We start from the raw sequence: 24,825 nt of genomic DNA, 5'->3' as shown, positions 1-24,825 counted from the left end.
CCTCCCCTTAGGGTGGTCACGCTATGACGAAGCCCTCTCTCCCCGAGCTGCTGCACGCCGCCGTCGCCGCCGTCGGCGGCACCGAGCGTCCCGGCCAGGTCACCATGGCCGAATCGGTCGCCGAGGCCATCGACGACGGCTCCCATCTGCTCGTGCAGGCGGGCACCGGAACCGGCAAGTCCCTCGGCTATCTGGTGCCGGCCCTCGCTCATGGAGAGAGGGTGGTCGTGGCGACGGCGACCCTCGCCCTCCAGCGCCAGCTGGTGCAGCGCGACCTGCCCCGCACGGTCGAGTCCCTCCATCCCCTGCTGCGCCGCCGCCCCGAATTCGCCATGCTCAAGGGCCGCTCCAACTACCTCTGCCTGCACCGGCTGCACGAGGGCGTGCCGCAGGAAGAGGAGGACGGCCTCTTCGACGTCTTCGAATCGGCCACCCCCAGCAGCAAGCTCGGCAAGGACCTGCTGCGCATGCGGGACTGGGCCGACGAGACCGAGACCGGTGACCGGGACGCCCTCTCACCCGGCGTCTCCGACCGGGCCTGGGCCCAGGTCTCCGTCTCCTCCCGCGAGTGCCTCGGCGCCTCCCGCTGCGCCTACGGAGCCGAGTGCTTCGCCGAGGCGGCCCGCGAGCGCGCCAAGCTGGCCGATGTCGTCATCACCAACCACGCCCTGCTCGCGATCGACGCCCTGGAGGGCGCGCCCGTGCTGCCGAGCCACGAGGTGCTGATCGTCGACGAGGCGCATGAGCTGGTCTCCCGTGTCACGGGCGCGGCCACCGGCGAGCTGACCCCCGGATCGGTCAACCGCGCGGTGCGCCGTGCCGCCAAGCTCGTCAACGAGAAGGCGGCCGACGCGCTGCAGACCGCCGCCGAGGGCTTCGAACGGCTGATGGAGCTGGCCCTCCCGGGCCGTCTGGAGGAGGTCCCGGAGGACCTCGGCTATGCCCTGATGGCGCTCCGCGACGCCTCGCGCACGGTCATCGCGGCCCTCGGCAACACCCGCGACAAGTCCGTCCAGGACGAGGACGCGGTCCGCAAGCAGGCGCTGGCCTCGATCGAGAACGTCCACGCCGTGGCGGAGCGCATCGTGGAGGGCTCCGAGTACGACGTCATCTGGTACGAGCGGCACGACCGGTTCGGCGCGTCCCTGCGGGTGGCGCCGCTGTCGGTCTCGGGGCTGCTCCGCGAGAAGCTCTTCACCGACCGCTCGGTGATCCTCACCTCCGCGACCCTCCGGCTCGGCGGCGACTTCAACGGCGTCGCGGCCTCGCTGGGCCTGCCCCGGGAGGGCACGGCTGCGGTCGCCGCGGAGGATGGGGACGGGGACGGGGAGGGGGACGCCGAGCCGGTGCCGCAGTGGAAGGGCGTCGACGTCGGTTCGCCCTTCGACTATCCGCGGCAGGGCATCCTCTACGTCGCCCAGCATCTGTCGCAGCCCGGACGGGACGGCGGCCGCGGAGACATGCTCGACGAACTCGCGGAGTTGGTGGAGGCGGCCGGCGGGCGGACCCTCGGCCTGTTCTCCTCCATGCGCGGGGCGCGGGCGGCGGCGGAGAACCTGCGGGGCCGGCTGGACCTGCCGGTCCTGCTGCAGGGCGAGGAGACGCTGGGCGAGCTCATCCGGGCCTTCGCCGAGGACGACCGCACCTGCCTCTTCGGCACCCTCTCGCTCTGGCAGGGCGTCGATGTCCCGGGCCCGAGCTGCCAGTTGGTGGTGATGGACCGCATCCCGTTCCCGCGCCCGGACGACCCGCTGATGAGCGCACGGCAGAAGGCGGTGGAGGAGAACGGCGGCAACGGCTTCATGGCCGTCGCCGCCACCCATGCGGCCCTGCTGATGGCGCAGGGCGCCGGCCGGCTGGTCCGCGCCACGGGCGACCGGGGTGTCGTCGCCGTGCTGGATCCCCGGCTGGCGCGGGCCCGGTACGGCAGTTTCCTGCGCGCCTCGATGCCGGACTTCTGGTACACCACCGACCGCAACCAGGTGCGCCGCTCCCTGGCCGCCATCGACGCGGCAGCCCGCGCGGAGGAGCGCTGACGGACGCCGGCCTGTTCCGGCCGGCGCGTGGGCGGCTGGGGCACTCCCGGGTGGGGGCGGGAGCGGTCGCAAGGGTGAGCCCCGGAACCGGCGCAGTGGTTCCGGGGCCCGGCCGTGTGGGGGCGCGGCTCAGACTCGGCGCAGTACCGCGACGACCTTGCCCAGGATGGTGGCCTCGTCGCCCGGGATCGGCTGGTAGGAGGAGTTGTGCGGCAGCAGCCACACATGGCCGTCCTCCCGCTTGAAGCGCTTGACCGTGGCCTCGCCGTCGAGCATGGCGGCCACGATGTCGCCGTTCTCCGCGACGGGCTGGCGGCGGACGGTGACCCAGTCGCCGTCGCAGATGGCCGCCTCGATCATCGAGTCACCGACGACCTTGAGCACGAACAGCTCGCCGTCACCCACCAGTTGACGGGGGAGGGGGAAGACGTCCTCGACGGACTCCTCGGCCAGGATCGGGCCGCCGGCCGCGATCCGGCCGACCAGCGGGACGTAGGAGGCGGCGGGCTTGCCCGTGGTGTCGGCGGGGACGGTGCTGGGGGTGTCCGAGCCGCGCACCTCGTAGGCGCGGGGGCGGTGCGGGTCGCGGCGGAGGAAGCCCTTCCGCTCCAGGGCCATGAGTTGGTGTGCCACCGAGGAGGTGCTGGACAGCCCCACCGCCTGCCCGATCTCCCGCATCGACGGTGGGTATCCCCGCCGCTGGACGGAGTCCCGGATCACCTCGATGACCCGGCGCTGCCGGTCCGTGAGCCCGGAGCTGTCCGCGCGGATACCCGGGGGCCGTCCGGGCAGCGAGCGCGTGGGCTTCTGGTCCTCCGGGTTCGGGGCCGGTGTTCCGTCGGCCGGGCGGTTCTGTTCCAGTCCGTGCGGCATCCGGTCCTGGGCGGTGATGGTCGCGCTGTCTGCGGTGGTGGTCACGTCGGCCCCTCTCTCAAGTGTCTCCCTCTAGCTGGACAACGGTAGTTGCTTTCGAAAGGTTGCGCCAAACACACGTTCGAGTGAAAATTCGCGGTTCAATCGGCTTGATCATGGGATCAGGTGTATACGCCGAAAGGCTCTGCCGAGTGAAGGGCGGCGCGCGGGGTACGCGTGCCACGGTGTTCCGGCGCGGGGGTGGGCGCCGTCCGTCCGTGCGGCGCGACCCAGTGTGGCACCCCGGCCCGGAAGGCGCGGCGCGGACCGGCTCCCGTAGTCTTCGGGGGTCCGCCGGACCCGCGACACGCGGTCACCGTCTCTGACGGTCAGCCACCAGATCTAGTGGTCCCATAATCGGCGCGGTCCCAGAAGTTGTGGTTTCCGGTGCGACGGGGGCTCGGTCATCGCCTATGCTGGTGCCTGCTCCGAACGGCTCATACGGGCCGCGGCGGGGCTGCGCAGCCGTGCTGCGCCGTACGCGAAACCGAGGGTCCGAGGAGGGTGAGGAACGATGCACTGCCCCTTCTGCAGGCACCCCGACAGCCGCGTGGTCGACAGCCGGACGACCGACGACGGGACGTCCATCCGCAGGCGCCGCCAGTGCCCGCACTGCTCCCGCCGGTTCACCACGGTGGAGACCGCCTCGCTCATGGTGATCAAGCGGAGCGGGGTCACCGAGCCCTTCAGCCGCGACAAGGTCATCTCCGGGGTGCGCAAGGCGTGCCAGGGGCGGCCGGTCACCGAGGACGCCCTGGCGAAGCTGGGCCAGCGGGTGGAGGAGGCCGTGCGCGCCACCGGCAGCGCCGAACTCTCCACCCATGACGTGGGCCTGGCGATACTGGGTCCGCTCAGGGAGCTGGACCTCGTCGCGTACCTGCGCTTCGCGTCCGTCTACCGGGCGTTCGACTCTCTTGAGGACTTCGAGGCCGCCATCGCCGAGTTGCGCGAGGAGCGGCCCCCCGCGGAGGCGGGCGACCCCCCGGCCGGGACTCCGGCCGGATCAGGGGTCCCCGCGCCCGCCGTCACCGGATCCGGGCGTGGGGGTCCCCACACCGGCTGAGTGACGGCCGGAGCACCCGGGGCGCCGCGTGGCGCGCCCGGGTATCAGAACAGACACCGTGCCGGGGGAAGAAACCGGGCACATCAGGGCGTTTCAGCCCGTACAGGGAGGCGGCATGACAGAGACGGCGAGCGGTCCCGCACGAGGTTCCCGTTCCAAGGGGAGCAAGGCGAACAAGGGCCTGCGGATCGAGCGGATCCACACCACTCCCGGTGTCCATCCGTACGACGAGGTGGTCTGGGAGCGCCGTGACGTCGTCATGACCAACTGGCGCGACGGCTCGGTCAACTTCGAGCAGCACGGCGTCGAGTTCCCCGACTTCTGGTCGGTGAACGCGGTCAACATCGTGACCAGCAAGTACTTCCGCGGAGCGGTCGGTTCGCCCGACCGGGAGTACAGCCTGAAGCAGCTCATCGACCGCGTGGTCAAGACGTACCGCGGGGCCGGTGAGGAGCACGGCTACTTCGCCTCCCCCGCGGACGCCGAGATCTTCGAACACGAGCTGGCCCACGCCCTGCTCCACCAGATCTTCAGCTTCAACTCGCCGGTGTGGTTCAACGTCGGCACTAAGCAGCCCCAGCAGGTCTCCGCCTGCTTCATCCTCTCGGTCGACGACTCCATGGAGTCGATCCTCGACTGGTACAAGGAAGAGGGGATGATCTTCAAGGGCGGTTCCGGCGCGGGCCTGAACCTCTCCCGCATCCGCTCCTCCAAGGAGCTGCTCTCCTCCGGTGGCAACGCCTCCGGCCCGGTCTCCTTCATGCGCGGCGCCGACGCCTCCGCCGGCACCATCAAGTCCGGCGGTGCCACCCGCCGCGCGGCCAAGATGGTCGTCCTCGACGTGGACCACCCGGACGTCGAGGCCTTCATCGAGACCAAGGTGAAGGAGGAGGAGAAGGTCCGCGCGCTGCGGGACGCGGGCTTCGACATGGACCTGGGCGGCGACGACATCACCTCCGTCCAATACCAGAACGCCAACAACTCGGTCCGGGTGAACGACGAGTTCATGAAGGCCGTGGACGCGGGCGGAAAGTTCGGCCTGCGCGCCCGGATGACCGGCGAGGTCATCGAAGAGGTGGACGCCAAGGGGCTGTTCCGCAAGATGGCCGAGGCCGCCTGGGCCTGCGCCGACCCCGGCATCCAGTACGACGACACCATCAACCACTGGCACACCTCGCCGGAGTCGGGCCGGATCAGCGCCTCCAACCCCTGCAGCGAGTACATGCACCTGGACAACTCCTCGTGCAACCTGGCCTCGCTGAACCTGATGAAGTTCCTGCGCGACGACGACCGGGGCAACCAGTCGTTCGACGCCGAGCGCTTCGGCAAGGTCGTCGAACTCGTCATCACCGCGATGGACATCTCCATCTGCTTCGCGGACTTCCCGACCCGGAAGATCGGGGAGACCACCCGCGCCTTCCGCCAGCTGGGCATCGGCTACGCCAACCTCGGCGCCCTGCTGATGGCCACCGGCCACGCCTACGACTCGGACGGCGGCCGCGCCCTCGCCGGCGCCATCACCTCCCTGATGACCGGCACCTCGTACAAGCGCTCGGCCGAACTCGCCGCGGTCGTCGGCCCGTACGAGGGCTACGCCCGCAACGCCGACGCCCACAACCGCGTCATGAAGCAGCACGCCGACGCCAACGCCGCCGCCCGGCGCATGGACGACCTCGACACTCCGGTCTGGGCCGCGGCGACCGAGGCCTGGCAGGACGTCGTCCGCGTCGGGGCCAAGAACGGTTTCCGCAACGCGCAGGCCTCCGTACTCGCGCCGACCGGCACCATCGGCCTGATGATGGACTGCGACACCACCGGCGTCGAGCCGGACCTGGCGCTGGTGAAGTACAAGAAGCTCGTCGGCGGCGGTTCCATGCAGATCGTGAACAACACGGTCCCCAAGGCGCTCAAGCGCCTCGGCTACCAGCAGGAGCAGATCGAGGCGATCGTCGCCCACATCGCCGAGCACGGCAATGTGATCGACGCCCCCGGCCTGCGGCCCCAGCACTACGAGGTCTTCGACTGCGCCATGGGCGAGCGCTCCATCTCGCCGATGGGCCACGTCCGGATGATGGCGGCCGCCCAGCCGTTCCTCTCCGGCGCCATCTCCAAGACCGTGAACATGCCGGAGTCCGCCTCGGTCGAGGAGATCGAGGAGATCTACTTCCAGGGCTGGAAGCTCGGCCTCAAGGCGCTCGCCATCTACCGCGACAACTGCAAGGTGGGCCAGCCGCTCTCCACGAAGAAGTGGGAGGAGAAGGGCAAGGGCGCGGCCGAGGAGGAGCCGGCGGCCGCGAAGGTCGTCGAGTACCGCCCCGTCCGCAAGCGCCTGCCCAAGGGCCGCCCCGGCATCACGACCTCCTTCACGGTCGGCGGCGCCGAGGGCTACATGACGGCCAACTCCTATCCGGACGACGGCCTCGGCGAGGTCTTCCTGAAGATGTCCAAGCAGGGCTCGACCCTCGCGGGCATGATGGACGCCTTCTCCATCGCCGTCTCGGTCGGCCTGCAGTACGGCGTGCCGCTGGAGACCTACGTCGCCAAGTTCACCAACATGCGGTTCGAGCCGGCGGGCATGACGGACGACCCGGACGTGCGGATGGCCCAGTCGATCGTCGACTACATCTTCCGCCGGCTGGCGCTCGACTTCCTGCCCTTCGAGACCCGTTCGGCGCTCGGCATCCACTCGGCCGAGGAGCGCCAGCGCCACCTGGAGACCGGCTCGTACGAGCCGTCCGACGACGAGATGGACATCGAGAGCCTGGCGCAGTCCGCCCCGCGCCGGACCGAGGGCTCCCAGGCCCCGGCGGCCCAGTCGTCGCAGGCCGCCGAGGCACCGGCACCGAAGGAGGCGCACAGCTCCACCGAGCTGGTGGAGATGCAGCTCGGCCTGAACGCCGACGCGCCGCTCTGCTTCTCCTGCGGTACGAAGATGCGCCGGGCCGGCAGCTGCTATCTCTGTGAGGGCTGCGGCTCGACCAGCGGTTGCAGCTGACGGACCACCGGGGAGACCCGGAGGGCCCGTGGAGATCACGGCAACAGGAGGGGACCGGCCCCGGGCGGCCGGTCCCCTCCGCCGCGTTCCGGGCGCGGACGGCGCACGCGTCACGGACGGGGGCGCACTCCGCGATCACCGGGGTCCGCCCGGGGCCCGGGGCCGTACGATGGCGCGGTGCTGGTCAAGTGGATTCGCTGCACCGTGGTCGACCGCCGCGGTTTCGAGCGCGGGCAGCGGAAATGGGCGGGACTGCTCGGCGAGCCGGGCTTCCGGGGGCAGAGCGGCGGCTGGAGCCGTCTCCGTCCCGGAGTGGCCCATCTCTTCGCGTTCTGGGAGAGCCGCGCCTTCTACGACTCCTTCATGGCCCGCTCGCACCACCGGCTGGCCGCCGCGCAGTCCGGCACCTTCACCGACGCCCGGGTCCGGCTCTTCGAGCACCGGTTCGATGTCAAGACGGGTTTTACGCCGACCTTCGCCGACGCGGACGTGGCGCGGGTCGCGCACTGCCGGATCCACGAGCCCCGCGTGGAGCACTTCACGCTGATGCAGGAGAAGGTATGGAACCCGGCGATGGCCGGCTCCCCGGGCATGCTGCGCGGCGTCTTCGGCGAGGCACCGGGGAACGAGTTCCTGGTGCTCTCCCTGTGGGCGTCGGCGGCGGAGCACGGGAAGTACCGGGAGGAGCGCGTGGAGCGGCTCGCCCTCCGCGCCCAGTTGGAGGCCGACGTCGCGGCGATCACCGGTGACGTCGTCGACCTCGAACCCGCCTGGACCGTCTGACCGGCCGCGCACCGAAGGAGTGCGGGACCCCCGGAGCCCCCGCCTAGGGTGGACGGCATGGCACGGCCACGGCGCATCGTCCTCATCCGCCACGGCGAATCGGAGGGGAACCACGACGACACGGTGTACGAACGGGAGCCCGACCACGCCCTGCACCTCACGGAGCGGGGACGGCGGCAGGTCGGGGAGACGGGCGCGCGGCTCCGCGAGATCTTCGGCGAGGAGCGGATCAGCGCCTATGTGTCGCCGTACCGGCGCACCCACCAGACCTTCCTGGCGCTGGGCCTGGACCCCTCCCGGGTCCGGGTGCGGGAGGAGCCCCGGCTGCGCGAACAGGACTGGGGCAACTGGCAGGACTCCGAGGACGTGCGGCTGCAGAAGGTGTACCGCGACGCCTACGGGCACTTCTTCTACCGCTTCGCCCAGGGCGAGTCCGGCGCCGACGTGTACGACCGCGTGGGAGCCTTCCTGGAGAGCCTGCACCGCAGCTTCGAGGAGCCGGACCACCCGCCCAACGTGCTGATCGTCACCCACGGGCTGACCATGCGGCTGTTCTGCATGCGCTGGTTCCACTGGACGGTGGCCGAGTTCGAGTGCCTCTCCAACCCCGGCAACGCCGAGTTCCGGATGCTCGTGCTCGGCGAGGACGGGAAGTACACACTCGACCGGCCCTTCGAGCGCTGGTGTACCCCCGAGTCGTACGGGGCCACCGGTTAGAGTGCCTGGACGATGACCGCTGATCCCGCCCTCGCGCGCCGCTGCGCCCGCGCCCTCGCCGCCCTCCGCGGTCTGGCGGTGGGCGACGCGCTCGGCTCCCGGTTCACCGACCCCGTGCACCACGCCGCCCTGAGGCGGCGCGAGCTGCCCGCGGGCATCGCGCGATGGACCGACGACACCGAGATGGCCTGCTCCGTGGTCGGCGTCCTGGCCGCCCACGGCTCCATCGACCAGGACGCCCTGGCGCGCTCTTTCGCACGGCACCACGACCCGGCCCGCGCCTACGGCTCCACCGTCAACCGGATCCTGCGGTCGATGGGGGAGGGCGGCGACTGGCGCGCACTCGCCTCCGCCCTCTTCAACGGCCAGGGGTCGTGGGGCAACGGCGCCGCGATGCGGATCGCGCCGCTGGGCGCCTGGTACGGGGGCGAACCGGAGCGGGCGGTACGCGAGGCGGAGCTCTCCGCCTACGTCACCCACCAGCACCGGGAGGCCGTCGCCGGAACCATGGCCGTGGCGGCCGCGGCCTCCCTGGCGGCGGCCCCGCGGAGCGGCGGCGGTCCGGAGGACCTGCTGGGCGCCGTGACCGAACTGGTGCCCCGCAGCGCCGTACGGGCCGGTCTGCGGCGCGCCCGCGACCTGCTCGACTACGCCGACCCCGGCACCGTCGCCGCGGTGCTCGGCTGCGGGCGCCGCAACAGCGCGCACGACACCGTGCCCTTCACCCTCTGGGCCGCGGCCCGCCACCTCGGCGACTTCCGGGCGGCCTTCTGGACCACGGCGCAGGCCGGGGGAGACGTGGACACCACCTGCGCGATCGTCGGCGGGGTGATCGCCGCCGGCGACGGGGCGCCGCCCGCGGAGTGGCTGGAGCACACGGAACCGCTCCCGGAGTGGACTCCGGACTGCGAGGGCTGACGGCCTCCCCGGGCCGCTCTCCGGGAGTTCCCGGGGCGTTCCGGCGAACCCCGGCGCACCCCGACCGGTGCCCGCCCGCAGCCCGCCGCGCCCGGCCGCGTAACCTGACTGGCGCCATGCCGTACGAACCACCGACCCACAGTGTCGAGCGCTCGATCCGCGCCACCACCGGCGCGCGCGTCGTCGCCGGTGTCGACGAGGTCGGCCGCGGCGCCTGGGCCGGCCCGGTCACGGTGTGCGCCGCCGTCACCGGCCTGCGCCGGCCGCCGGAGGGGCTCACCGATTCCAAGCTGCTCACCCCCAAGCGCCGCACGGAGCTGGCGGCGCGGCTGGAGGGCTGGGTCACCGCGCACGCCCTGGGGCACGCCACACCTCAGGAGATCGACGAGCTCGGGATGACCGCGGCCCTGCGCCTGGCGGCGGTACGGGCCCTGGAGGCGCTTCCGGTCCGCCCCGACGCCGTCATCCTCGACGGCAAGCACGACTACCTCGGGGCGCCGTGGCGGGTCCGTACGGTCATCAAGGGGGACCAGTCCTGTGTGGCCGTGGCGGCCACCTCCGTGCTCGCCAAGGTGCGGAGGGACGCGCTGATGGCGGAACTCGGCCGGGATCACGAGGAGTTCGCCTTCGGTACCAACGCCGGCTACCCCTCGCCGGCGCACCGGACCGCGCTCGCGGAACGGGGTCCGACCGTCCACCACCGGGTGTCCTGGGCCTATATGGACGCGCTGCCCCGCTGGCGGCACCTGAAGAAGGTGCGGGCCCACGGGCCGGAGGAGGCCGCGGAGTGCGGGGGGCAACTCGGCTTCGATTTCTGAACGGTTGCCGTTCACTCCCCGCCCCGCCGGTGCGGATCGCACCGGTGTTTGATAGACATCAGCTCATGCCTCTCAGCCCCGAGGAGCCTCAGATTCACGCGAGTGTCCCGGGTCCCCGCGCAACTCCGGCCGCCGGCCGTACCGCGCAGACCCCCCGTCCCGTCCCAGGCCCCCGTCCCGTCCCAGGTCCCCGCCCCGCACCGCCGCGCCCGTCCCGGCCCGGCACCGCCCACGGCACGGCCGTGCCGGCCCAGCGCGGTCCCCGCGCACAGGCCGCGCCCTCGGCGCCCGCCGCGGCCGGACCGCAGATCCAGCTGATCCCCGCCCCGGCGGACGGAGCGCTGGACGCCGCGGAGGAAGCCGTCGACCTGCTCCTCGACTCCGGCCGCGCGCCCGGTGACGTCCTCGTCCTGACCACGGGCGAACAGCACCCGTGGGCCGCACACGAGCTGTCCTTCGGCGAGAAGACCTACTGGGCGCAGCACGACGCGCGCGAGGACGTCTTCTACGCGGCCGCCTCGGCGGCCGGGCGCACGACGGGACGCCCTGTCGTGGTCGTCGCGGTCAACGGCGGTGCGGATGACGATGCCGTCCGGGCCCTGCCGGACGCCATGGCGAAGGCCGGTTCGCTGCTCATCGTGTGCGGTGACCCCCAGCGGATCAACTCCCTCATCGGAAGCGGAGCCTGACCGCCGCACCGTCCCTCAGCGGGCGGCCGTACGGCGCCGGGTACCCGGCGCCCCGCCGGCCGTCCGCCGGGGTGTGACGGCGGCGCGGGCCCGTCCCGCCGCACGCGCGGCACCTCCGGGTGCCCCGGAGTGCGGGTGGCGGCCGCCGCGGCCCTCGCCGAGCACCCGCCAGCCGCCCGGGGTCAGCACGAGGTACGCCCCGCAGCGCAGCCCGTGCAGGGTGCAGGCGTCGCGCAGCCCCCACATCCAGGCTCCGTCGAGTGGTGTCCACTCGGCCTCCCCGGCGCGGCAGTGGAGGAGCACGGCCGTGCGGACGGGGCTCCGGCGCCGCAGGTCGTGCGGGATGATCCGGCGCAGCCGGTCGAGCAGGGCGTTGCGGAACACCCAGCCGTCGGCGGCCGCCTCGCCGCACTCGAACGACGCGCTGGCGATGACCCGCTGCTCCGTGTCCAGAACGGCGATGACGACGGTCGCCGGAGCCGGCCGGTGGCGCGTGTGCAGCCCCGTGACGATCTCCCGCGGGTCCCGGAGCAGGGGGATACCGGCGGCCACCCACTCCGCGGGTTCCAGGGTCCGCCCGAGCCGGGTGGCGGAGACGGCGGCCGGCGGCCGGACCGCCGCCGGAGAGATCATGGAACCGGAGGTCACGGTCCTCCCTTCGGGGTGTGCGGCAGCCGCCGGCGGGCGGAGGCGGGCGCGGGGGCACAGCGGACCGGCCTCCGGCCCGTCTGCGCAACAGAGCTGTGGTGGAACGATTCTCCCTGGCGGGAGGGGTCCCCGGCAATGAGCAGCCGGGGGAACGGGCGGCCGGGAACCGGATCCGCGGATCTCGCCCCTGCTCCCGGGCGGTGCGGCGGCCGCCGCCCCCCTCCGGTGTCGGTGGGACCGTCCGCGAGGTGGTTGCATGGGGGACATGGACGATCCGGAGCTCCGCACCGAAGCCGACACCATCCTCGCCGAGCTCGTCGGCGACCCGGGGGGTACGGCGCGGCTGCGGGAGGACCAGTGGCAGGCCGTGGCGGCTCTGGTCGAGGAGCGCCGGCGCGCCCTGGTGGTGCAGCGCACCGGCTGGGGCAAGTCGGCGGTGTACTTCGTCGCCACGGCCCTCCTGCGCCGGCGCGGCTCGGGCCCCACGGTGATCGTCTCGCCGCTGCTGGCCCTGATGCGCAACCAGGTCGAGTCGGCGGCGCGGGCCGGTATCCGCGCGCGCACCATCAACTCGGCCAACCCGGAGGAGTGGGACGTCATCCACGAGGAGATCGAGCGGGGCGAGACCGACGTCCTCCTCGTCAGCCCGGAACGTCTCAACTCGGTGGACTTCCGCGATCAGGTGCTTCCCCGGCTCGCGGCCACGACCGGTCTGCTGGTCGTCGACGAGGCGCACTGCATCTCCGACTGGGGCCACGACTTCCGCCCCGATTACCGCCGGCTGCGGGCGATGCTCACCGAGCTCGCCCCGGGTGTGCCCGTGCTGGCCACCACCGCGACCGCCAACGCCCGGGTCACCGCGGACGTGGCCGAGCAACTGGGCACCGGTGCCGGCGAGGCCCTCGTGCTGCGCGGTCCGCTGGACCGGGAGAGCCTGCGGCTCGGGGTGGTCCGGCTGCCGGACGCCGCGCACCGCCTGGCCTGGCTGGCCGAGCACCTGGACGAGCTGCAGGGCTCCGGGATCGTCTACGCCCTGACCGTCGCCGCGGCCGAGGAGGCCACCGCCTTCCTGCGGCAGCACGGCTTCCGGGTGGCGTCCTACACGGGGCGCACGGAGAACGCCGACCGGCTGCAGGCCGAGACCGATCTGCAGGAGAACCGGGTCAAGGCGCTGGTCGCCACCTCGGCACTGGGCATGGGCTTCGACAAGCCCGACCTGGGCTTCGTGGTCCACCTCGGCTCCCCCTCCTCGCCGATCGCCTACTACCAGCAGGTGGGGCGGGCGGGCCGCGGTGTGGCCCACGCCGACGTGCTCCTGCTGCCGGGCCGGGAGGACGAGGCCATCTGGCGCTACTTCGCCGATACCGCCTTCCCGCCCGAGGCGCAGGTCCGGCAGACCCTCGCGGCCCTCGCCGAGGCGGGACGGCCACTGTCCGTGCCGGCCCTGGAGGCCCTGGTGGACCTCCGGCGCACCCGTCTGGAGACCATGCTGAAGGTGCTCGACGTGGACGGCGCGGTCAAACGGGTGAAGGGTGGCTGGATCTCGACCGGCGAGCCGTGGGCGTACGACGCCGAGCGCTACGCCTGGGTCGCCCGGCAGCGGTCGGCCGAGCAGCAGGCCATGCGCGATTACGTGAGCACCTCCGGCTGCCGGATGGAATTCCTGCGGCGGCAGCTGGACGACGAGGGGGCGGCCCCGTGCGGGCGCTGCGACAACTGCGCCGGGGCCTGGGCCGACGCCTCCGTCTCCGCGGAGACGCTGACGGGGGCGGCGAAGGAACTGGACCGTCCGGGGGTGGAGATCGAGCCGCGCCGGATGTGGCCGACGGGGCTGCCCGCCCTGGGCATCGACCTCAAGGGGCGCATCCCCGCCCAGGAGCAGTGCTCCACCGGGCGCGCCCTGGGGCGGCTCTCGGACATCGGCTGGGGCAACCGGCTGCGCCCGCTGCTGGCCGAGCACGCGCCCGACGGGCCGGTGCCCGACGATGTTCTCCGGGCCGCGGTGGCGGTCCTCGCCGACTGGGCGCGCTCCCCGGGGGGCTGGGCGCCGGATGTCCCGGACGCCTCCCCCCGGCCGGCGGGCGTCGTCGCCGTGCCCTCCCTGTCCCGCCCGCAGTTGGTCGGCTCCCTGGCCCGGGGGATCGCCGACATCGGCCGGCTCCCGTTCCTGGGCGCACTGACGTACACCGGGCCGAGCGGGGAGCACACCGTGCGCCGCAGCAACTCGGCCCAGCGCGTCAAGGCGCTGTCCGGCGCCTTCACCGTCTCGGAGGAACTGGCCGGTGCCCTGGCGGGTGTGTCCGGCCCCGTCCTGCTCGTGGACGACTACACCGACTCCGGCTGGACGCTCGCGGTCGCGGCCCGCCTGCTCCGCCGGGCCGGCGGTGAAGGGGTCCTGCCGCTGGTCCTCGCCGCGGCCGCCTGAGCCCGCCGCGCCCCCGCGATCGGTGCGCGGTCCCTCCGGGGCCGTGACCGTGCCCGCCCGCCCAACGCCCTTGTACGGCCGGGGAAGCCGCCGGAAGACGGCTTCCCCGGCACTCCCGCGTCCACAGAGCTCCATCCCCCGCCCCTTCTCGCCCTCCGGTCCCGGAGCCGTGACACCGGCCCGTATCCACGCCATGGCCCCATGCAACCGGACGCCACGGACACCCGCAGCCGGGCCGTCCACAGGGCGGAGCGTAAGTGGGACAAGATTGCTTATTTATCCACAGGGCTGGCGAATCGGAACGGTGAGGCGCCAGGCTCGCGGCATGACGAAGAACAGCGAACCGAGTCCGTCGTCCGCGGGCGAGCAGGTCACCCTCCGCGGCCCCGCCGAGCTGGCGGACGCCCTCCCCTATCTCATGGGCGGTTTCCATCCGGACGACAGTGTCGTGATGGTGGCCGTCCACGGCGAACGCGGGCGCTTCGGCGGCCGGTTGCGCCTCGGGATCCCCGGCGACCCCGCCGAATGGCCCGGGGTCTCCGGCCGGTTGGCCCGCTGCCTGGTCTCCGGAAGTGCTGAGCGGGGCGTCCGGCCCGACGGCATCATCGTGTTCCTCTGCCAGGATCCCGCCGAGGGGGAGACGGCCCGGGAGGTCGTGGAGCGGCTGCGGCCGCTGTCCCAGGCGCTGCGGCTGGCCTGCGGAGCGCTCGACGTCCCGGTGCTGGAGGCCCTGTGTCTCTCCGGTGGCCGGTTCTGGTCCTACTGCTGTCCCGATCCGCGCTGCTGCCCGGAGGACGGCACCCCGCTCGCCCTCCCCGGTACCTCCGTGATGGCCGCGGCCGCGGCCTACGCGGGGATCCGGGCGCGCGGCTCCCTGCGGGAGCTGGAAGCCGGGTTCGCCCCGCCGGCGGGCCCGGCCGCCGCGGAGCAGGAGGCCGCGCTCGACGCGGCCGCGGCCGAGCTGGTGCCACGCATTCTGGAGGAGGCCGGCCGGGAGACCGTCCGGGAGGAGACCATCGCCCTCGCCGGTGTCCTCATCGGCCGCCTCGCCGGGAGCCCGCCGTCCCCGGACCGGGCCGGGGACGATGCCCGCGACGACGCGCTGCTGGCCCACGACGAGGCGGCGGCCGTGATCCTCGGCCTGCAGGACCGGACGGCCAGGGACCGGGCCGCGGAGTGGATGGAAGGGCCCGAGGCGGGGCCCGCGCTGCGCCTCTGGCGGGCTCTGGCCCGCCGTTGCGTCGGCGCCTACGCGGAGCACGCCGCCGCCCCGCTCACCCTCGCGGGCTGGGTCGCCTGGTCCACCGGGGACGAACCGGAGGCCCGCGCCGCGCTGGGACTCGCCCTGCGGGCCGACCCCGAGTACGTGTTCGCCAGGCTCCTGCACCAGGGGGCGAACGAGGGGGTCGATCCCGAAGTGCTGCGCGGCTGCCTGCGCCGGGAGCGCGCCGCTCGTCTCGCCGCCGCGGCGGAGGCACGGCCCGGCCGCCCAGTAGCCACCGGACCCCGGCCGGGAGGCAGGACCGCGGCGCGTCCGCGCGCCGGCACCCGGCCGTCCGGCCCCGGCGGGCGCCGGAGCGGCGGCAGGCGGGCGGGCCGGACCGGCACGGCGGGGCGCGAGTGAGCCTCCCGCCCCAGGGGTGCCGGGGGCGGGCCCCGGGGCCGCGGGGGCCTGTGCCGACGGGCGGCGCGGCGGGGAAGGGACCGGCCCCTGTGCCCCGGTGCCCCGGGGCCGGGCGGAGTGCCGGCGAACTCCTGTTTATCGTCAGGCAGACGCCTATGATCACGGCATGTCGCCCTACGACCCGTCGGCCTTCCCGCCCTTCGCCGTCACCGTGGACCTGGTCGTGCTCACCGTCAAGCGCGATGCGCTCTGCGCCCTGGCCGTCCGGCGCGGTGAGCCTCCCTTCCAGGGCCGGTGGGCGCTGCCCGGTGGTTTCGTGCGGGCGGACGAGGACCTGGCGGCCGCCGCCGCCAGGGAACTCGCGGAGGAAACCGGGCTGTTGGCGCTCGACCCGTCCGGTCCGGGCCCCGTCGACGGCGGTGCCCACCTCGAACAGCTGGCGACCTACGGGGACCCGCGCCGCGATCCCCGGATGCGGGTCGTCAGCGTCGCCCATCTCGTGCTGGCCCCCGACCTCCCCGCACCGCGGGCGGGAGGCGACGCCCACAGCGCACGCTGGGCGCCGGTGGACGCCCTGCTGGGCAAGGGCGGGTTCGGCCGTGAGGGAGAGCAGCCCGCACCGCTCGCCTTCGACCACGACCGGATCCTCTCCGACGGCGTGGAGCGGGCCCGCTCGAAGATCGAATACTCCTCCCTGGCCACGGCGTTCTGCCCGCCGGAGTTCACCGTGGGGGAGCTGCGCCGGGTCTATGAGTCGGTCTGGGGGGTGGCGCTCGACCCCCGCAACTTCCACCGGAAAGTCACCGGCACCCCGGGATTCCTCGTCCCCACCGGTGGCACGACCACACGTCAGGGCGGGCGCCCCGCACAGCTGTTCCGGGCCGGCGGCGCCACGCTCCTCAATCCGCCGATGCTGCGCCCGGAGGTCTGAGGCGGTCCCCGGCGGGTCGGCGGTGGAGCCGGCGCGCTGCTGCAACCGGCCCGGGAGCCCCGCCCCTTGGGCTCACCGGCATGGCTTCCGCCCCTGGCCGCACGCGTGTTGCGCCCGGAATCCGCGGAGCACCCGTGCCCCTCCGGGCCGTTCGGCCGGAGGCGGCGGGAGCACACACGGCACGCCGTCCGGCTGCTTCCGGAAAGGCGTCAATTGTGAGGTAATGGGCGATCACCCTTTCGTGTGCTTTTCACCAAAGACCTCAAGGGTGTCCGGGGGCTGGCCGACAAAGGATGCGTGAGTACCCTTGCGCACACCACGATGACCGCGGCTCGCCCCGTCGATTCCGGCCTCTCCGGCCCGGGCGAGCTTGACCGTTACCCCTACGCGGAGGGCCCGGTGGGCGAGCGCGCCGTCGGCCCCTCCTGGGAGGGAGGCGGCTCGGAGGCGGGCCGGGTCGGCCGCCGCACGGCAGGAAACCGGGGCCGCGGACTGCACGGCCAGCTCGTCCAGCAGCTCGGGCAGATGATCGTCTCCGGTGACCTCGGCGCGGACCGCCCCCTCGTCCCCGAGGAGATCGGGCAGCGCTTCGAGGTCTCCCGCACCGTGGTGCGGGAGTCGCTGCGAGTCCTTGAGGCCAAGGGTCTCGTGAGCGCCCGGCCGAACGTGGGCACGCGCGTCCGCCCCGTCAGCGACTGGAACCTCCTGGACCCGGACATCATCGAGTGGCGCGCCTTTGGGCCGCAGCGCGACGACCAGCGCCGGGAGCTGTTCGAGCTGCGCTGGACCATCGAACCGCTCGCCGCTCGGCTGGCGGCCGGGCACGACCGCGAGGAGGTGCAGCAGCGCCTCACCGACATGACCGACATCATGAGCCGCGCGCTGGCCCAGGGCGACGCCCTCACCTTCGGCCGTGCCGACGCCGAGTTCCACTCCCTGCTGCTCCAGCTCGGGGGCAACCGCATGCTGGAGCACCTGGCGGGCATCGTGTCCTCCGCGCTCCAGGTCTCCGGCGGGCCCGCCACCGGCTGCGACCGGCCGACCGAGAGTTCCGTCGGCCATCACGTCCGCATCGTCGAGGCCGTCGGCGCGGGTGACGCGGCCGGCGCCGAGTCCGCCATGCGCCAGCTGCTCACCATCCACCCCGATGTCGAGCATGTGGTGCCCGCCCCGCGCGAGCACTGACCCGCCGCGCGGAGCGGTGGTGCCGCGGAGCCCCGCCGCCGGATCCCGGCGGCGGGGCTCCAGGTCTTCTCTGGTGATGTGTCCGGCTTTCGGAGGTTTGGAATCCCTGACGAGTGTGACCCGGGCCACGCGGATCGGGCGTAACGCTCTTTGCGGATGCGCGATGACCTAAGAGGTGATGGCCGGTGGAGGAATACGGATGTCGTTCGCGACGCTGATTGCTCCGCGGTCCCCTCGCGCCGCCGGTCCACCCCGCCGGCGGTCGTCGGTTCCCGTCGCAGGACGGGACCGGAAGCCGTTCCCATCGTTCCGAGAGGTTGTTCGTGTCGGCCAGCACATCCCGTACGCTCCCGCCGGAGATCGCCGAATCCGAGTCTGTCATGGCGCTCATCGAGCGGGGAAAGGCTGATGGGCAGATCGCCGGCGACGACGTGCGTCGGGCCTTCGAGGCTGACCAGATTCCGCCAACCCAGTGGAAGAACGTTCTGCGCAGCCTCAACCAGGTCCTCGACGAGGAGGGTGTGACGCTGATGGTCAGTGCCGCAGAGGCGCCCAAGCGCACCCGCAAGAGCGTCGCAGCGAAGAGCCCGGCGAAGCGCACCGCCACCAAGACCGTCCCGGCCAAGACGGCCGCGACCAGGAAGGCCGCCGCCCCCGCCGAGGCCGCCCCGGGCGCGGACGAGGCGGTGGACGGCACGGTCGCCGAGGCCCCGGCGGCCCCGGCCAAGAAGGCGGCCGTGAAGAAGACCGCGGCCAAGAAGACCACCGCCAAGAAGACCGCGGCCAAGAAGACCACCGCCAAGAAGACCACCGCCAAGAAGGACGCCGACGAGCTGCTCGAGGGCGCGGACGGCGCGGCGGAGGAGGCCGGTCCGGCGGCCGGAAAGCCGGGCGAGGCCACCGAGGGCGGCGACCAGCCGGAGAACCAGGGCTTCGTCCTCTCCGACGACGACGAGGACGACGCGCCCGCGCAGCAGGTCGCGGCCGCCGGTGCCACCGCCGACCCGGTGAAGGACTACCTCAAGCAGATCGGCAAGGTGCCGCTGCTCAACGCCGAGCAGGAGGTCGAGCTCGCCAAGCGCATCGAGGCCGGGCTGTTCGCCGAGGACAAGCTGGCGAACTCCGACAAGCTCGCCCCGAAGCTCAAGCGCGAGCTGGAGATCATCGCCGAGGACGGCCGGCGGGCCAAGAACCACCTGCTGGAGGCCAACCTCCGGCTGGTGGTCTCGCTGGCCAAGCGCTACACCGGCCGCGGCATGCTCTTCCTGGACCTGATCCAGGAGGGCAACCTCGGTCTGATCCGCGCCGTCGAGAAGTTCGACTACACCAAGGGCTACAAGTTCTCCACCTATGCCACCTGGTGGATCCGGCAGGCGATCACCCGCGCCATGGCCGACCAGGCCCGCACCATCCGTATCCCGGTGCACATGGTCGAGGTCATCAACAAGCTCGCGCGCGTGCAGCGCCAGATGCTCCAGGACCTGGGCCGTGAGCCCACCCCGGAGGAGCTGGCCAAGGAGCTCGACATGACCCCGGAGAAGGTCATCGAGGTCCAGAAGTACGGCCGCGAGCCGATCTCCCTGCACACCCCGCTGGGCGAGGACGGCGACAGCGAGTTCGGTGACCTCATCGAGGACTCCGAGGCCGTCGTCCCGGCCGACGCGGTCAGCTTCACGCTGCTCCAGGAGCAGCTGCACTCGGTGCTCGACACGCTCAGTGAGCGCGAGGCGGGGGTGGTGTCGATGCGCTTCGGGCTCACCGACGGCCAGCCCAAGACGCTGGACGAGATCGGCAAGGTCTACGGCGTGACGCGTGAGCGCATCCGGCAGATCGAGTCGAAGACGATGTCCAAGCTGCGGCATCCGTCGCGCTCGCAGGTGCTCCGCGACTACCTCGACTGATCACCCGGTCGGGCCAAGCGGCCCCAGAACCCGGCCGGCCCGGAATCCCTTGGGGATTCCGGGCCGGCGGTCTTTTGGGCGCCCTCCGTCCGGGTGGCGGGGGGGCGCCGTGCTGTTTGACGCTGGGGCGGCACGTGTCGTCGCGGAGTGAGGAGACAGCATGCGTCCCATCTCGCGCACCCTGGCCGGGGCCCTGTCGCTGATACCGGCGGCCGCGGCGGTGTCCCTGGTGACGGCTCCGTCCGCGGCCGCGGACAGTGTGGTGGTGGGTGGCCGGCAGGTCAGTACGGAGGAGAGGCCCTGGGCGGTCGCCCTGGCGAGCCGTGACCGCTTCGGCGACACCCGGTCCGGGCAGTTCTGCGGCGGGGTCGTGGTGGCGCCCCGGACCGTTCTCACGGCGGCGCACTGCGTGAGCCGCGCGGTGCTGGGCGTGGACGTCTCGGCGGTCGGCGATCTCACGGTCATCGCGGGGCGAGACGATCTGCGCTCCGCCGGGGGCGAGGAGCTGCCGGTGCGGGAGGTCCGGGTGAACCCGGACTACGACAGCACCACCAACGCGGGGGACCTGGCGGTGCTCACGGTGGAACGGGGGCTGGACGGGGAGGGCCTGCCGCTGGCGAGGAGCGGGGACGCGGCGTACCGTCCGGGCACCCCGGCCGAGGTCTACGGCTGGGGCGACACGACGGGGCGGGGCGGATACGCGTCGGTGCTGCACGCGGCCCGGGTGCGGATCCTGGAGGACGGGATCTGCGAGCGGGCCTACCCGGGCAGCGCCGACGGGACGTACACGCCCGCGTTCATGGTCTGCGCGGGGGACAACGGCGGCGGGGACGCCTGCCAGGGGGACAGCGGAGGGCCGCTGGTGGCCCGGGGCCGCCTGGTGGGGCTGGTCTCCTGGGGCAGTGGCTGTGGCGCGGCGGACAGCCCCGGTGTCTACACCAGGATGTCCGCGATGGAGCGTGTGGTCTCCCAGCCGGAGGTCTCCCAGCCGGAAGTCTCGCGGCAGGGACGACGGCAGGGGTAACCGCGACGAGAGCGGGCGTGCGGTCCTGTGGTGCAGGGCCGCACGCCCGCTGTCCGGCCGGAGGGCCGGCTGTCGCTCGTCGTCGCTGCGGTGCTGGGCGTCGTCAGTCGTCCGACGCCGAGGAGGGAGTGGCGGTGAGCCGCTCCGTCTCGTCCTGTATCTCTGCGGCGATCTTCTTGAGTTCCGGCTCGAACTTGCGCCCGTGGTGGGCGCAGAAGAGCAGTTCACCACCGCTCATCAGGACGACGCGCAGGTATGCCTGGGCGCCGCAGCGGTCGCAGCGGTCGGCGGCCGTCAGCGGGCTCGCGGGGGTCAGAACAGTAGTCACGTCGCCTCTTCTCTAGCTCGACGAGCTGTCGTACCAGGGTCAACATCCAACCAGGCCGAAAACGTTCCCGCTCGTGCCTTTTTCTCGAAAACCTTCCTTCCGAGTCGACCGGATGCTGCCGGGTGGCGGCGAATGAGCCGTATCGCGTTGGCTTACGTATTCATCGCGCTTGTCGGGGGTCCGTCCTCCGGCGGGATTGCCGTTGTTCATGAGGACGTGCCCGGAGCCTAAATGGTTCATGCCTCGAAGGGAACGTGATGTCCATGTCACCCTACCCAGGGATCGAACAGGTGAACGATCCTCGACTAGCATGGCTCCTCCCGACGGGTGGCGTCACAAAGGCTCTACCAGGCCTCGGTACCCTCTCCTCGGTGACCCAAGCCGCCCCGGGCCCAGAGTTGGGCCGGCAACGAAAATTAAGCGAGGAGCGAACCGCGTGACCGCCGAGACGTCCGTACCGTCCACAGCGCTGCTGACCGGAGCAGACCGGGACGGCGGTTCCAACTACACCGCGCGGCACCTGCTCGTCCTCGAAGGGCTGGAAGCGGTCCGCAAGCGGCCGGGCATGTACATCGGCTCGACCGACAGCCGCGGTCTCATGCACTGCCTCTGGGAGATCATCGACAACTCGGTCGACGAGGCCCTGGGCGGGCACTGCGACCACATCGAGGTGCTGCTGCACGACGACGGCTCCGTGGAGGTCCGCGACAACGGCCGCGGCATCCCGGTCGACGTCGAGCCCAAGACCGGGCTGTCGGGTGTCGAGGTCGTGATGACCAAGCTGCATGCCGGCGGCAAGTTCGGCGGCGGCTCCTACGCGGCCTCCGGCGGGCTGCACGGCGTGGGCGCCTCCGTCGTCAACGCGCTTTCCAGCCGGCTCGACGTCGAGGTCGACCGCAACGGCAGCACCCACGCCGTCAGCTTCCGGCGCGGTGTGCCCGGCATCTTCACCGAATCCGGCCCCGACGCCCCCTTCGACCCCACCAGCGGGCTGATCAAGAAGAAGCGGGTGCCCAAGAGCCGCACCGGCACCCGCGTCCGCTTCTGGGCCGACCGGCAGATCTTCCTCAAGGACGCCCGGCTCTCCCTGGAGAACCTGCACGCACGGGCGCGCCAGACCGCCTTCCTGGTGCCCGGCCTCACCCTCGTCGTCCGGGACGAGCGGCGCCCCGCCGGTCCGGACGGCGAGCGGCAGGAGCCCTCCCAGGAGGTCTTCCGCTACGACGGCGGGATCAGCGAGTTCTGCGAGTACCTCGCCCAGGACCGGGCCGTCTGCGACGTACTGCGCCTGACCGGCCAGGGCTCCTTCAAGGAGACCGTGCCCGTCCTCGACGACCGCGGCCACATGACCCCCACCGAGGTCACCCGCGAACTCGGGGTCGACATCGCGCTGCGCTGGGGCACCGGCTACGACACCACCGTCCGGTCGTTCGTGAACATCATCGCGACGCCCAAGGGCGGCACGCACGTCTCCGGTTTCGAGAGGTCCCTCACCCGGACGGTCAACGAGGCGCTGCGCTCCGCCAAACTGCTCCGGGTCGCCGAGGACGACGTCAACAAGGACGACGCCATGGAAGGGCTCACGGCGGTCGTCACCGTCCGGCTGGCCGAGCCCCAGTTCGAGGGGCAGACCAAGGAGGTGCTGGGCACCTCCGCCGCCTCGCGGGTCGTCGCCACGGTCGTCGCCAAGGAGCTCAAGGCGTTCCTGACCTCCGCCAAGCGCGACACCAAACAGCAGGCACGCGCGGTGCTGGACAAGATCGTGGCGGCCGCCCGCACCCGCATCGCGGCCCGGCAGCACAAGGAGGCCCAGCGGCGGAAGACGGCCCTGGAGTCCTCCTCGCTGCCGGCGAAGCTGGCGGACTGCCGCAGCGACGACGTGGACCGCAGCGAGCTGTTCATCGTCGAGGGCGACTCGGCGCTGGGCACCGCGAAGCTGGCCCGCGACTCCGAGTTCCAGGCGCTGCTGCCGATCCGGGGCAAGATCCTCAACGTCCAGAAGTCCTCGATCTCGGACATGCTCAAGAACGCCGAGTGCGGGGCGATCATCCAGGTCATAGGAGCCGGGTCCGGACGGACCTTCGACATCGACCAGGCCCGCTACGGCAAGATCGTGCTGCTGGTGGACGCCGACGTCGACGGCGCCCACATCCGCTGTTTGCTGCTGACGCTGTTCCAGCGCTACATGCGGCCGATGGTCGAGGCCGGACGGGTGTTCGCCGCGGTGCCCCCGCTGCACCGGGTGGAGCTGAGCCACCCCAAGAAGGGCCAGGACAAGTACGTCTACACGTACTCCGACAACGAGCTGCGCACCACGCTGCTGGAGTTCCAGCGCAAGGGGATCCAGTACAAGGAGTCGATCCAGCGCTACAAGGGCCTCGGCGAGATGGACGCGGACCAGCTCTCCGAGACCACGATGGACCCCCGGTTCCGGACGCTGCGCCGGATCAACATCGGCGACCTGGAGGGGGCCGAGCGGATCTTCGATCTGCTGATGGGCAACGAGGTCGCGCCGCGCAAGGAGTTCATCACCAGCTCCGCGGCCACGCTGGACCGGTCCCGTATCGACGCCTGAGGGCCCGCCGGGCGCCCCGGGGCCGGCCGCCGGGCGGCTCCGGGCCCTCGGGGTGCCCGGGGCGGCCCGGCGCCCGCCTCAGGCCGTACGGCCGGTGACCTCCCGCAGCGCGGTCACATCCATCCTCGCCGGGCTGCCCGGCACCGCGCCGCAGCTCTCGGGGCGGGGCGGCAGCGAGGTGCCCCGCTCGACCTCCACCCGCCAGAGGCGGCCGTCGGCGTGCTCCACGGTCACGCTCCAGCCGCCCGGCTCCGCGCTGCCGGCCGGGCGGGGCTCGGTGCGGGTGATCCGCAGTGCGTCGGCGCGGTCCTCTCCGGTGTGTTTCCGGACCGCCAGGTCGGCGGCCTGCGCGGGCCGCTCCCAGGCGGAGCGGCCGCGGGCGTTCGCCGTCACCACCTGGCCGTCGCGGACGGCGTGCAGGATCTCCTTGACGGCCCGCGCGGTGACGCGGCCGTAGGCGTAGCCGTACGGGAGGACGAACAGGGTCGGCGCGAAGCGGTGGCCGCCGATGTGGGTGACCTCCCAGACGGCCTCACCCGTGGCGGCGAGCTCGTCGACCAGCGGCCGGCCGAGCAGGGCGCAGCACCGGTCGCGCTTGCCGTTGGTGCAGACGAGGACGAGCGGATCGCCCTCGTACGGCTCCCAGAGGCCGCCGTGCTCACCGGCGCCGAGGGCGGGGAAGTCCAGCTCCAGCAGGTCCTCCGGATCGGCGAGGAGAGCCGTACGGGTCCAGGAGCGGCCCGGCAGGGTGTGGGCGACGTGGACCCGGCGCTCGCGGCCCCCGGGGTGGTCCGCGTGCCGGCCGGGTCTGCGGATGAGGGCGACGCGGACCCCGGTGCCGGCGGCGGCGGTCTCCAGGGCGCGGCCGAGGACGGGGTCGAGGTGGCTGGATGTCAGCGCTTTGGCACCCCAGGGGCCCGGCTGTTCGACCAGCAGCCAGGTCCGGGCGGTGGCGGCCGTCCCGGCCAGGGGTTCGGACAGTTCCCGGGATGCCGTCGCACACGTGCTCACACAGGTGAGCCTAACCTGCGATGACGGGGGGCCGCCGGGCGAGCGGGTCCGCCGCGGCGCCGGGAGAGGGCGACGCCGGACGCGGTGGACCGAGCGCGGGTGTTCGATCGCATACGGTCACGGGGAAGCCGTCCGGAAGCCGTCCTGGTCTTCCCTTTCCGGCCGGGGAGGGGCCGAGGAGGGGCCGAGGTGGCGGAGGCGGGCCGCCGGCCTCGCGCCGGAGCCTCCGGCAGCTCGGCGCG

The 24,825-nt window shown here is 72.7% G+C and carries 19 protein-coding genes; 15 read left to right on the top strand and 4 right to left on the bottom strand.

Annotated elements, in window-relative coordinates; translation table 11 throughout:
- Nucleotides 1-23 precede the first annotated feature (23 nt).
- A complete protein-coding gene (locus LIX60_RS07535; protein WP_227957767.1) occupies nt 24-2,036 on the top strand; it encodes an ATP-dependent DNA helicase in 2,013 nt (670 codons plus the stop codon).
- A 129-nt stretch (nt 2,037-2,165) separates the two neighbouring features.
- Here LIX60_RS07535 and lexA read toward each other — a convergent pair whose 3' ends face one another.
- A complete protein-coding gene (gene lexA / locus LIX60_RS07530) occupies nt 2,166-2,954 on the bottom strand; it encodes a transcriptional repressor LexA (protein WP_043460804.1) in 789 nt (262 codons plus the stop codon).
- A 508-nt stretch (nt 2,955-3,462) separates the two neighbouring features.
- Here lexA and nrdR point away from each other — a divergent pair.
- The 7 genes from nrdR to LIX60_RS07495 all read left to right on the top strand — a co-directional run bounded on the left by nrdR (nt 3,463) and on the right by LIX60_RS07495 (nt 10,931).
- Complete coding sequence (nrdR, locus tag LIX60_RS07525) at nt 3,463-4,011, top strand: transcriptional regulator NrdR (RefSeq protein WP_227957766.1); 549 nt, start codon at nt 3,463-3,465, stop codon at nt 4,009-4,011.
- A gap of 115 nt (nt 4,012-4,126) precedes the next feature.
- A complete protein-coding gene (locus LIX60_RS07520) occupies nt 4,127-7,006 on the top strand; it encodes a vitamin B12-dependent ribonucleotide reductase (RefSeq protein WP_227957765.1) in 2,880 nt (959 codons plus the stop codon).
- Nucleotides 7,007-7,183: 177 nt separating this feature from the next.
- Nucleotides 7,184-7,789, top strand: a complete 606-nt coding sequence (locus tag LIX60_RS07515; protein ID WP_227957764.1) for a YdbC family protein — start codon at nt 7,184-7,186, stop codon at nt 7,787-7,789.
- Between the two features lie 57 nt (nt 7,790-7,846).
- Nucleotides 7,847-8,506, top strand: coding sequence for a histidine phosphatase family protein (locus LIX60_RS07510; RefSeq protein ID WP_227957763.1), 660 nt, complete (start codon nt 7,847-7,849; stop codon nt 8,504-8,506).
- A 12-nt stretch (nt 8,507-8,518) separates the two neighbouring features.
- Nucleotides 8,519-9,424 (top strand): ADP-ribosylglycohydrolase family protein, encoded by a 906-nt coding sequence (locus LIX60_RS07505; protein ID WP_227957762.1) that lies wholly within the window; start codon nt 8,519-8,521, stop codon nt 9,422-9,424.
- Between the two features lie 116 nt (nt 9,425-9,540).
- Nucleotides 9,541-10,242: a ribonuclease HII gene (locus LIX60_RS07500; protein ID WP_227957761.1), complete on the top strand. Its 702-nt coding sequence runs from the start codon at nt 9,541-9,543 to the stop codon at nt 10,240-10,242.
- A gap of 65 nt (nt 10,243-10,307) precedes the next feature.
- Nucleotides 10,308-10,931 carry a hypothetical protein gene (locus LIX60_RS07495; protein ID WP_227957760.1) on the top strand — a complete coding sequence of 208 codons (624 nt, stop codon included), beginning with the start codon at nt 10,308-10,310 and terminating at the stop codon, nt 10,929-10,931.
- 15 nt (nt 10,932-10,946) lie between these two features.
- Here LIX60_RS07495 and LIX60_RS07490 read toward each other — a convergent pair whose 3' ends face one another.
- A complete protein-coding gene (locus tag LIX60_RS07490; protein WP_374117822.1) occupies nt 10,947-11,579 on the bottom strand; it encodes a hypothetical protein in 633 nt (210 codons plus the stop codon).
- 265 nt (nt 11,580-11,844) lie between these two features.
- Between LIX60_RS07490 and LIX60_RS07485 the strand changes: the two genes are divergently transcribed.
- The 6 genes from LIX60_RS07485 to LIX60_RS07460 all read left to right on the top strand — a co-directional run bounded on the left by LIX60_RS07485 (nt 11,845) and on the right by LIX60_RS07460 (nt 20,669).
- A complete protein-coding gene (locus LIX60_RS07485; RefSeq protein WP_227957759.1) occupies nt 11,845-14,004 on the top strand; it encodes a RecQ family ATP-dependent DNA helicase in 2,160 nt (719 codons plus the stop codon).
- Between the two features lie 325 nt (nt 14,005-14,329).
- Nucleotides 14,330-15,628 carry a DUF4192 domain-containing protein gene (locus LIX60_RS07480; protein WP_227957758.1) on the top strand — a complete coding sequence of 433 codons (1,299 nt, stop codon included), beginning with the start codon at nt 14,330-14,332 and terminating at the stop codon, nt 15,626-15,628.
- A 166-nt stretch (nt 15,629-15,794) separates the two neighbouring features.
- The gene (locus tag LIX60_RS07475; RefSeq protein WP_019709707.1) at nt 15,795-16,559 is read left to right on the top strand and encodes an NUDIX domain-containing protein; all 765 of its coding nucleotides are present in this window, start codon (nt 15,795-15,797) and stop codon (nt 16,557-16,559) included.
- A gap of 243 nt (nt 16,560-16,802) precedes the next feature.
- Complete coding sequence (locus LIX60_RS07470; protein WP_308101113.1) at nt 16,803-17,744, top strand: FCD domain-containing protein; 942 nt, start codon at nt 16,803-16,805, stop codon at nt 17,742-17,744.
- 323 nt (nt 17,745-18,067) lie between these two features.
- On the top strand, nt 18,068-19,645 hold the full coding sequence (locus LIX60_RS07465) for an RNA polymerase sigma factor (protein WP_308101112.1): 1,578 nt from the start codon (nt 18,068-18,070) through the stop codon (nt 19,643-19,645).
- Between the two features lie 160 nt (nt 19,646-19,805).
- Nucleotides 19,806-20,669: a trypsin-like serine protease gene (locus LIX60_RS07460; RefSeq protein WP_227957755.1), complete on the top strand. Its 864-nt coding sequence runs from the start codon at nt 19,806-19,808 to the stop codon at nt 20,667-20,669.
- A gap of 103 nt (nt 20,670-20,772) precedes the next feature.
- Here the strand turns inward: LIX60_RS07460 and LIX60_RS07455 are convergent, their stop codons facing one another.
- Nucleotides 20,773-20,997, bottom strand: coding sequence for a hypothetical protein (locus tag LIX60_RS07455; protein ID WP_019709703.1), 225 nt, complete (start codon nt 20,995-20,997; stop codon nt 20,773-20,775).
- 436 nt (nt 20,998-21,433) lie between these two features.
- Here LIX60_RS07455 and LIX60_RS07450 point away from each other — a divergent pair, with 436 nt between their 5' ends.
- Nucleotides 21,434-23,572: a type IIA DNA topoisomerase subunit B gene (locus tag LIX60_RS07450; protein WP_227957754.1), complete on the top strand. Its 2,139-nt coding sequence runs from the start codon at nt 21,434-21,436 to the stop codon at nt 23,570-23,572.
- A gap of 78 nt (nt 23,573-23,650) precedes the next feature.
- On the opposite strand, the gene LIX60_RS07445 is transcribed toward LIX60_RS07450, so the two are convergent.
- The gene (locus LIX60_RS07445; protein WP_227957753.1) at nt 23,651-24,583 is read right to left on the bottom strand and encodes a sucrase ferredoxin; all 933 of its coding nucleotides are present in this window, start codon (nt 24,581-24,583) and stop codon (nt 23,651-23,653) included.
- Between the last annotated feature and the right edge of the window lie 242 nt (nt 24,584-24,825).

Source organism: Streptomyces sp. S07_1.15 (assembly GCF_020739505.1).
Classification (GTDB): domain Bacteria; phylum Actinomycetota; class Actinomycetes; order Streptomycetales; family Streptomycetaceae; genus Streptomyces; species Streptomyces xinghaiensis.
This window is presented reverse-complemented; position numbering and strand designations above follow the sequence as displayed.

Excerpts from the sequence above, each read along its gene's own strand:
- LIX60_RS07480 (WP_227957758.1), top strand. The coding sequence starts at position 14,330 with ATGACGAAGAACAGCGAACCGAGTCCGTCGTCCGCGGGCGAGCAGGTC.
- LIX60_RS07505 (WP_227957762.1), top strand. The coding sequence starts at position 8,519 with ATGACCGCTGATCCCGCCCTCGCGCGCCGCTGCGCCCGCGCCCTCGCC.
- LIX60_RS07510 (WP_227957763.1), top strand. The coding sequence starts at position 7,847 with ATGGCACGGCCACGGCGCATCGTCCTCATCCGCCACGGCGAATCGGAG.
- LIX60_RS07500 (WP_227957761.1), top strand. The coding sequence starts at position 9,541 with ATGCCGTACGAACCACCGACCCACAGTGTCGAGCGCTCGATCCGCGCC.
- LIX60_RS07535 (WP_227957767.1), top strand. The coding sequence starts at position 24 with ATGACGAAGCCCTCTCTCCCCGAGCTGCTGCACGCCGCCGTCGCCGCC.
- LIX60_RS07495 (WP_227957760.1), top strand. The coding sequence starts at position 10,308 with ATGCCTCTCAGCCCCGAGGAGCCTCAGATTCACGCGAGTGTCCCGGGT.
- LIX60_RS07475 (WP_019709707.1), top strand. The coding sequence starts at position 15,795 with ATGTCGCCCTACGACCCGTCGGCCTTCCCGCCCTTCGCCGTCACCGTG.
- LIX60_RS07485 (WP_227957759.1), top strand. The coding sequence starts at position 11,845 with ATGGACGATCCGGAGCTCCGCACCGAAGCCGACACCATCCTCGCCGAG.
- nrdR (WP_227957766.1), top strand. The coding sequence starts at position 3,463 with ATGCACTGCCCCTTCTGCAGGCACCCCGACAGCCGCGTGGTCGACAGC.
- LIX60_RS07460 (WP_227957755.1), top strand. The coding sequence starts at position 19,806 with ATGCGTCCCATCTCGCGCACCCTGGCCGGGGCCCTGTCGCTGATACCG.
- LIX60_RS07520 (WP_227957765.1), top strand. The coding sequence starts at position 4,127 with ATGACAGAGACGGCGAGCGGTCCCGCACGAGGTTCCCGTTCCAAGGGG.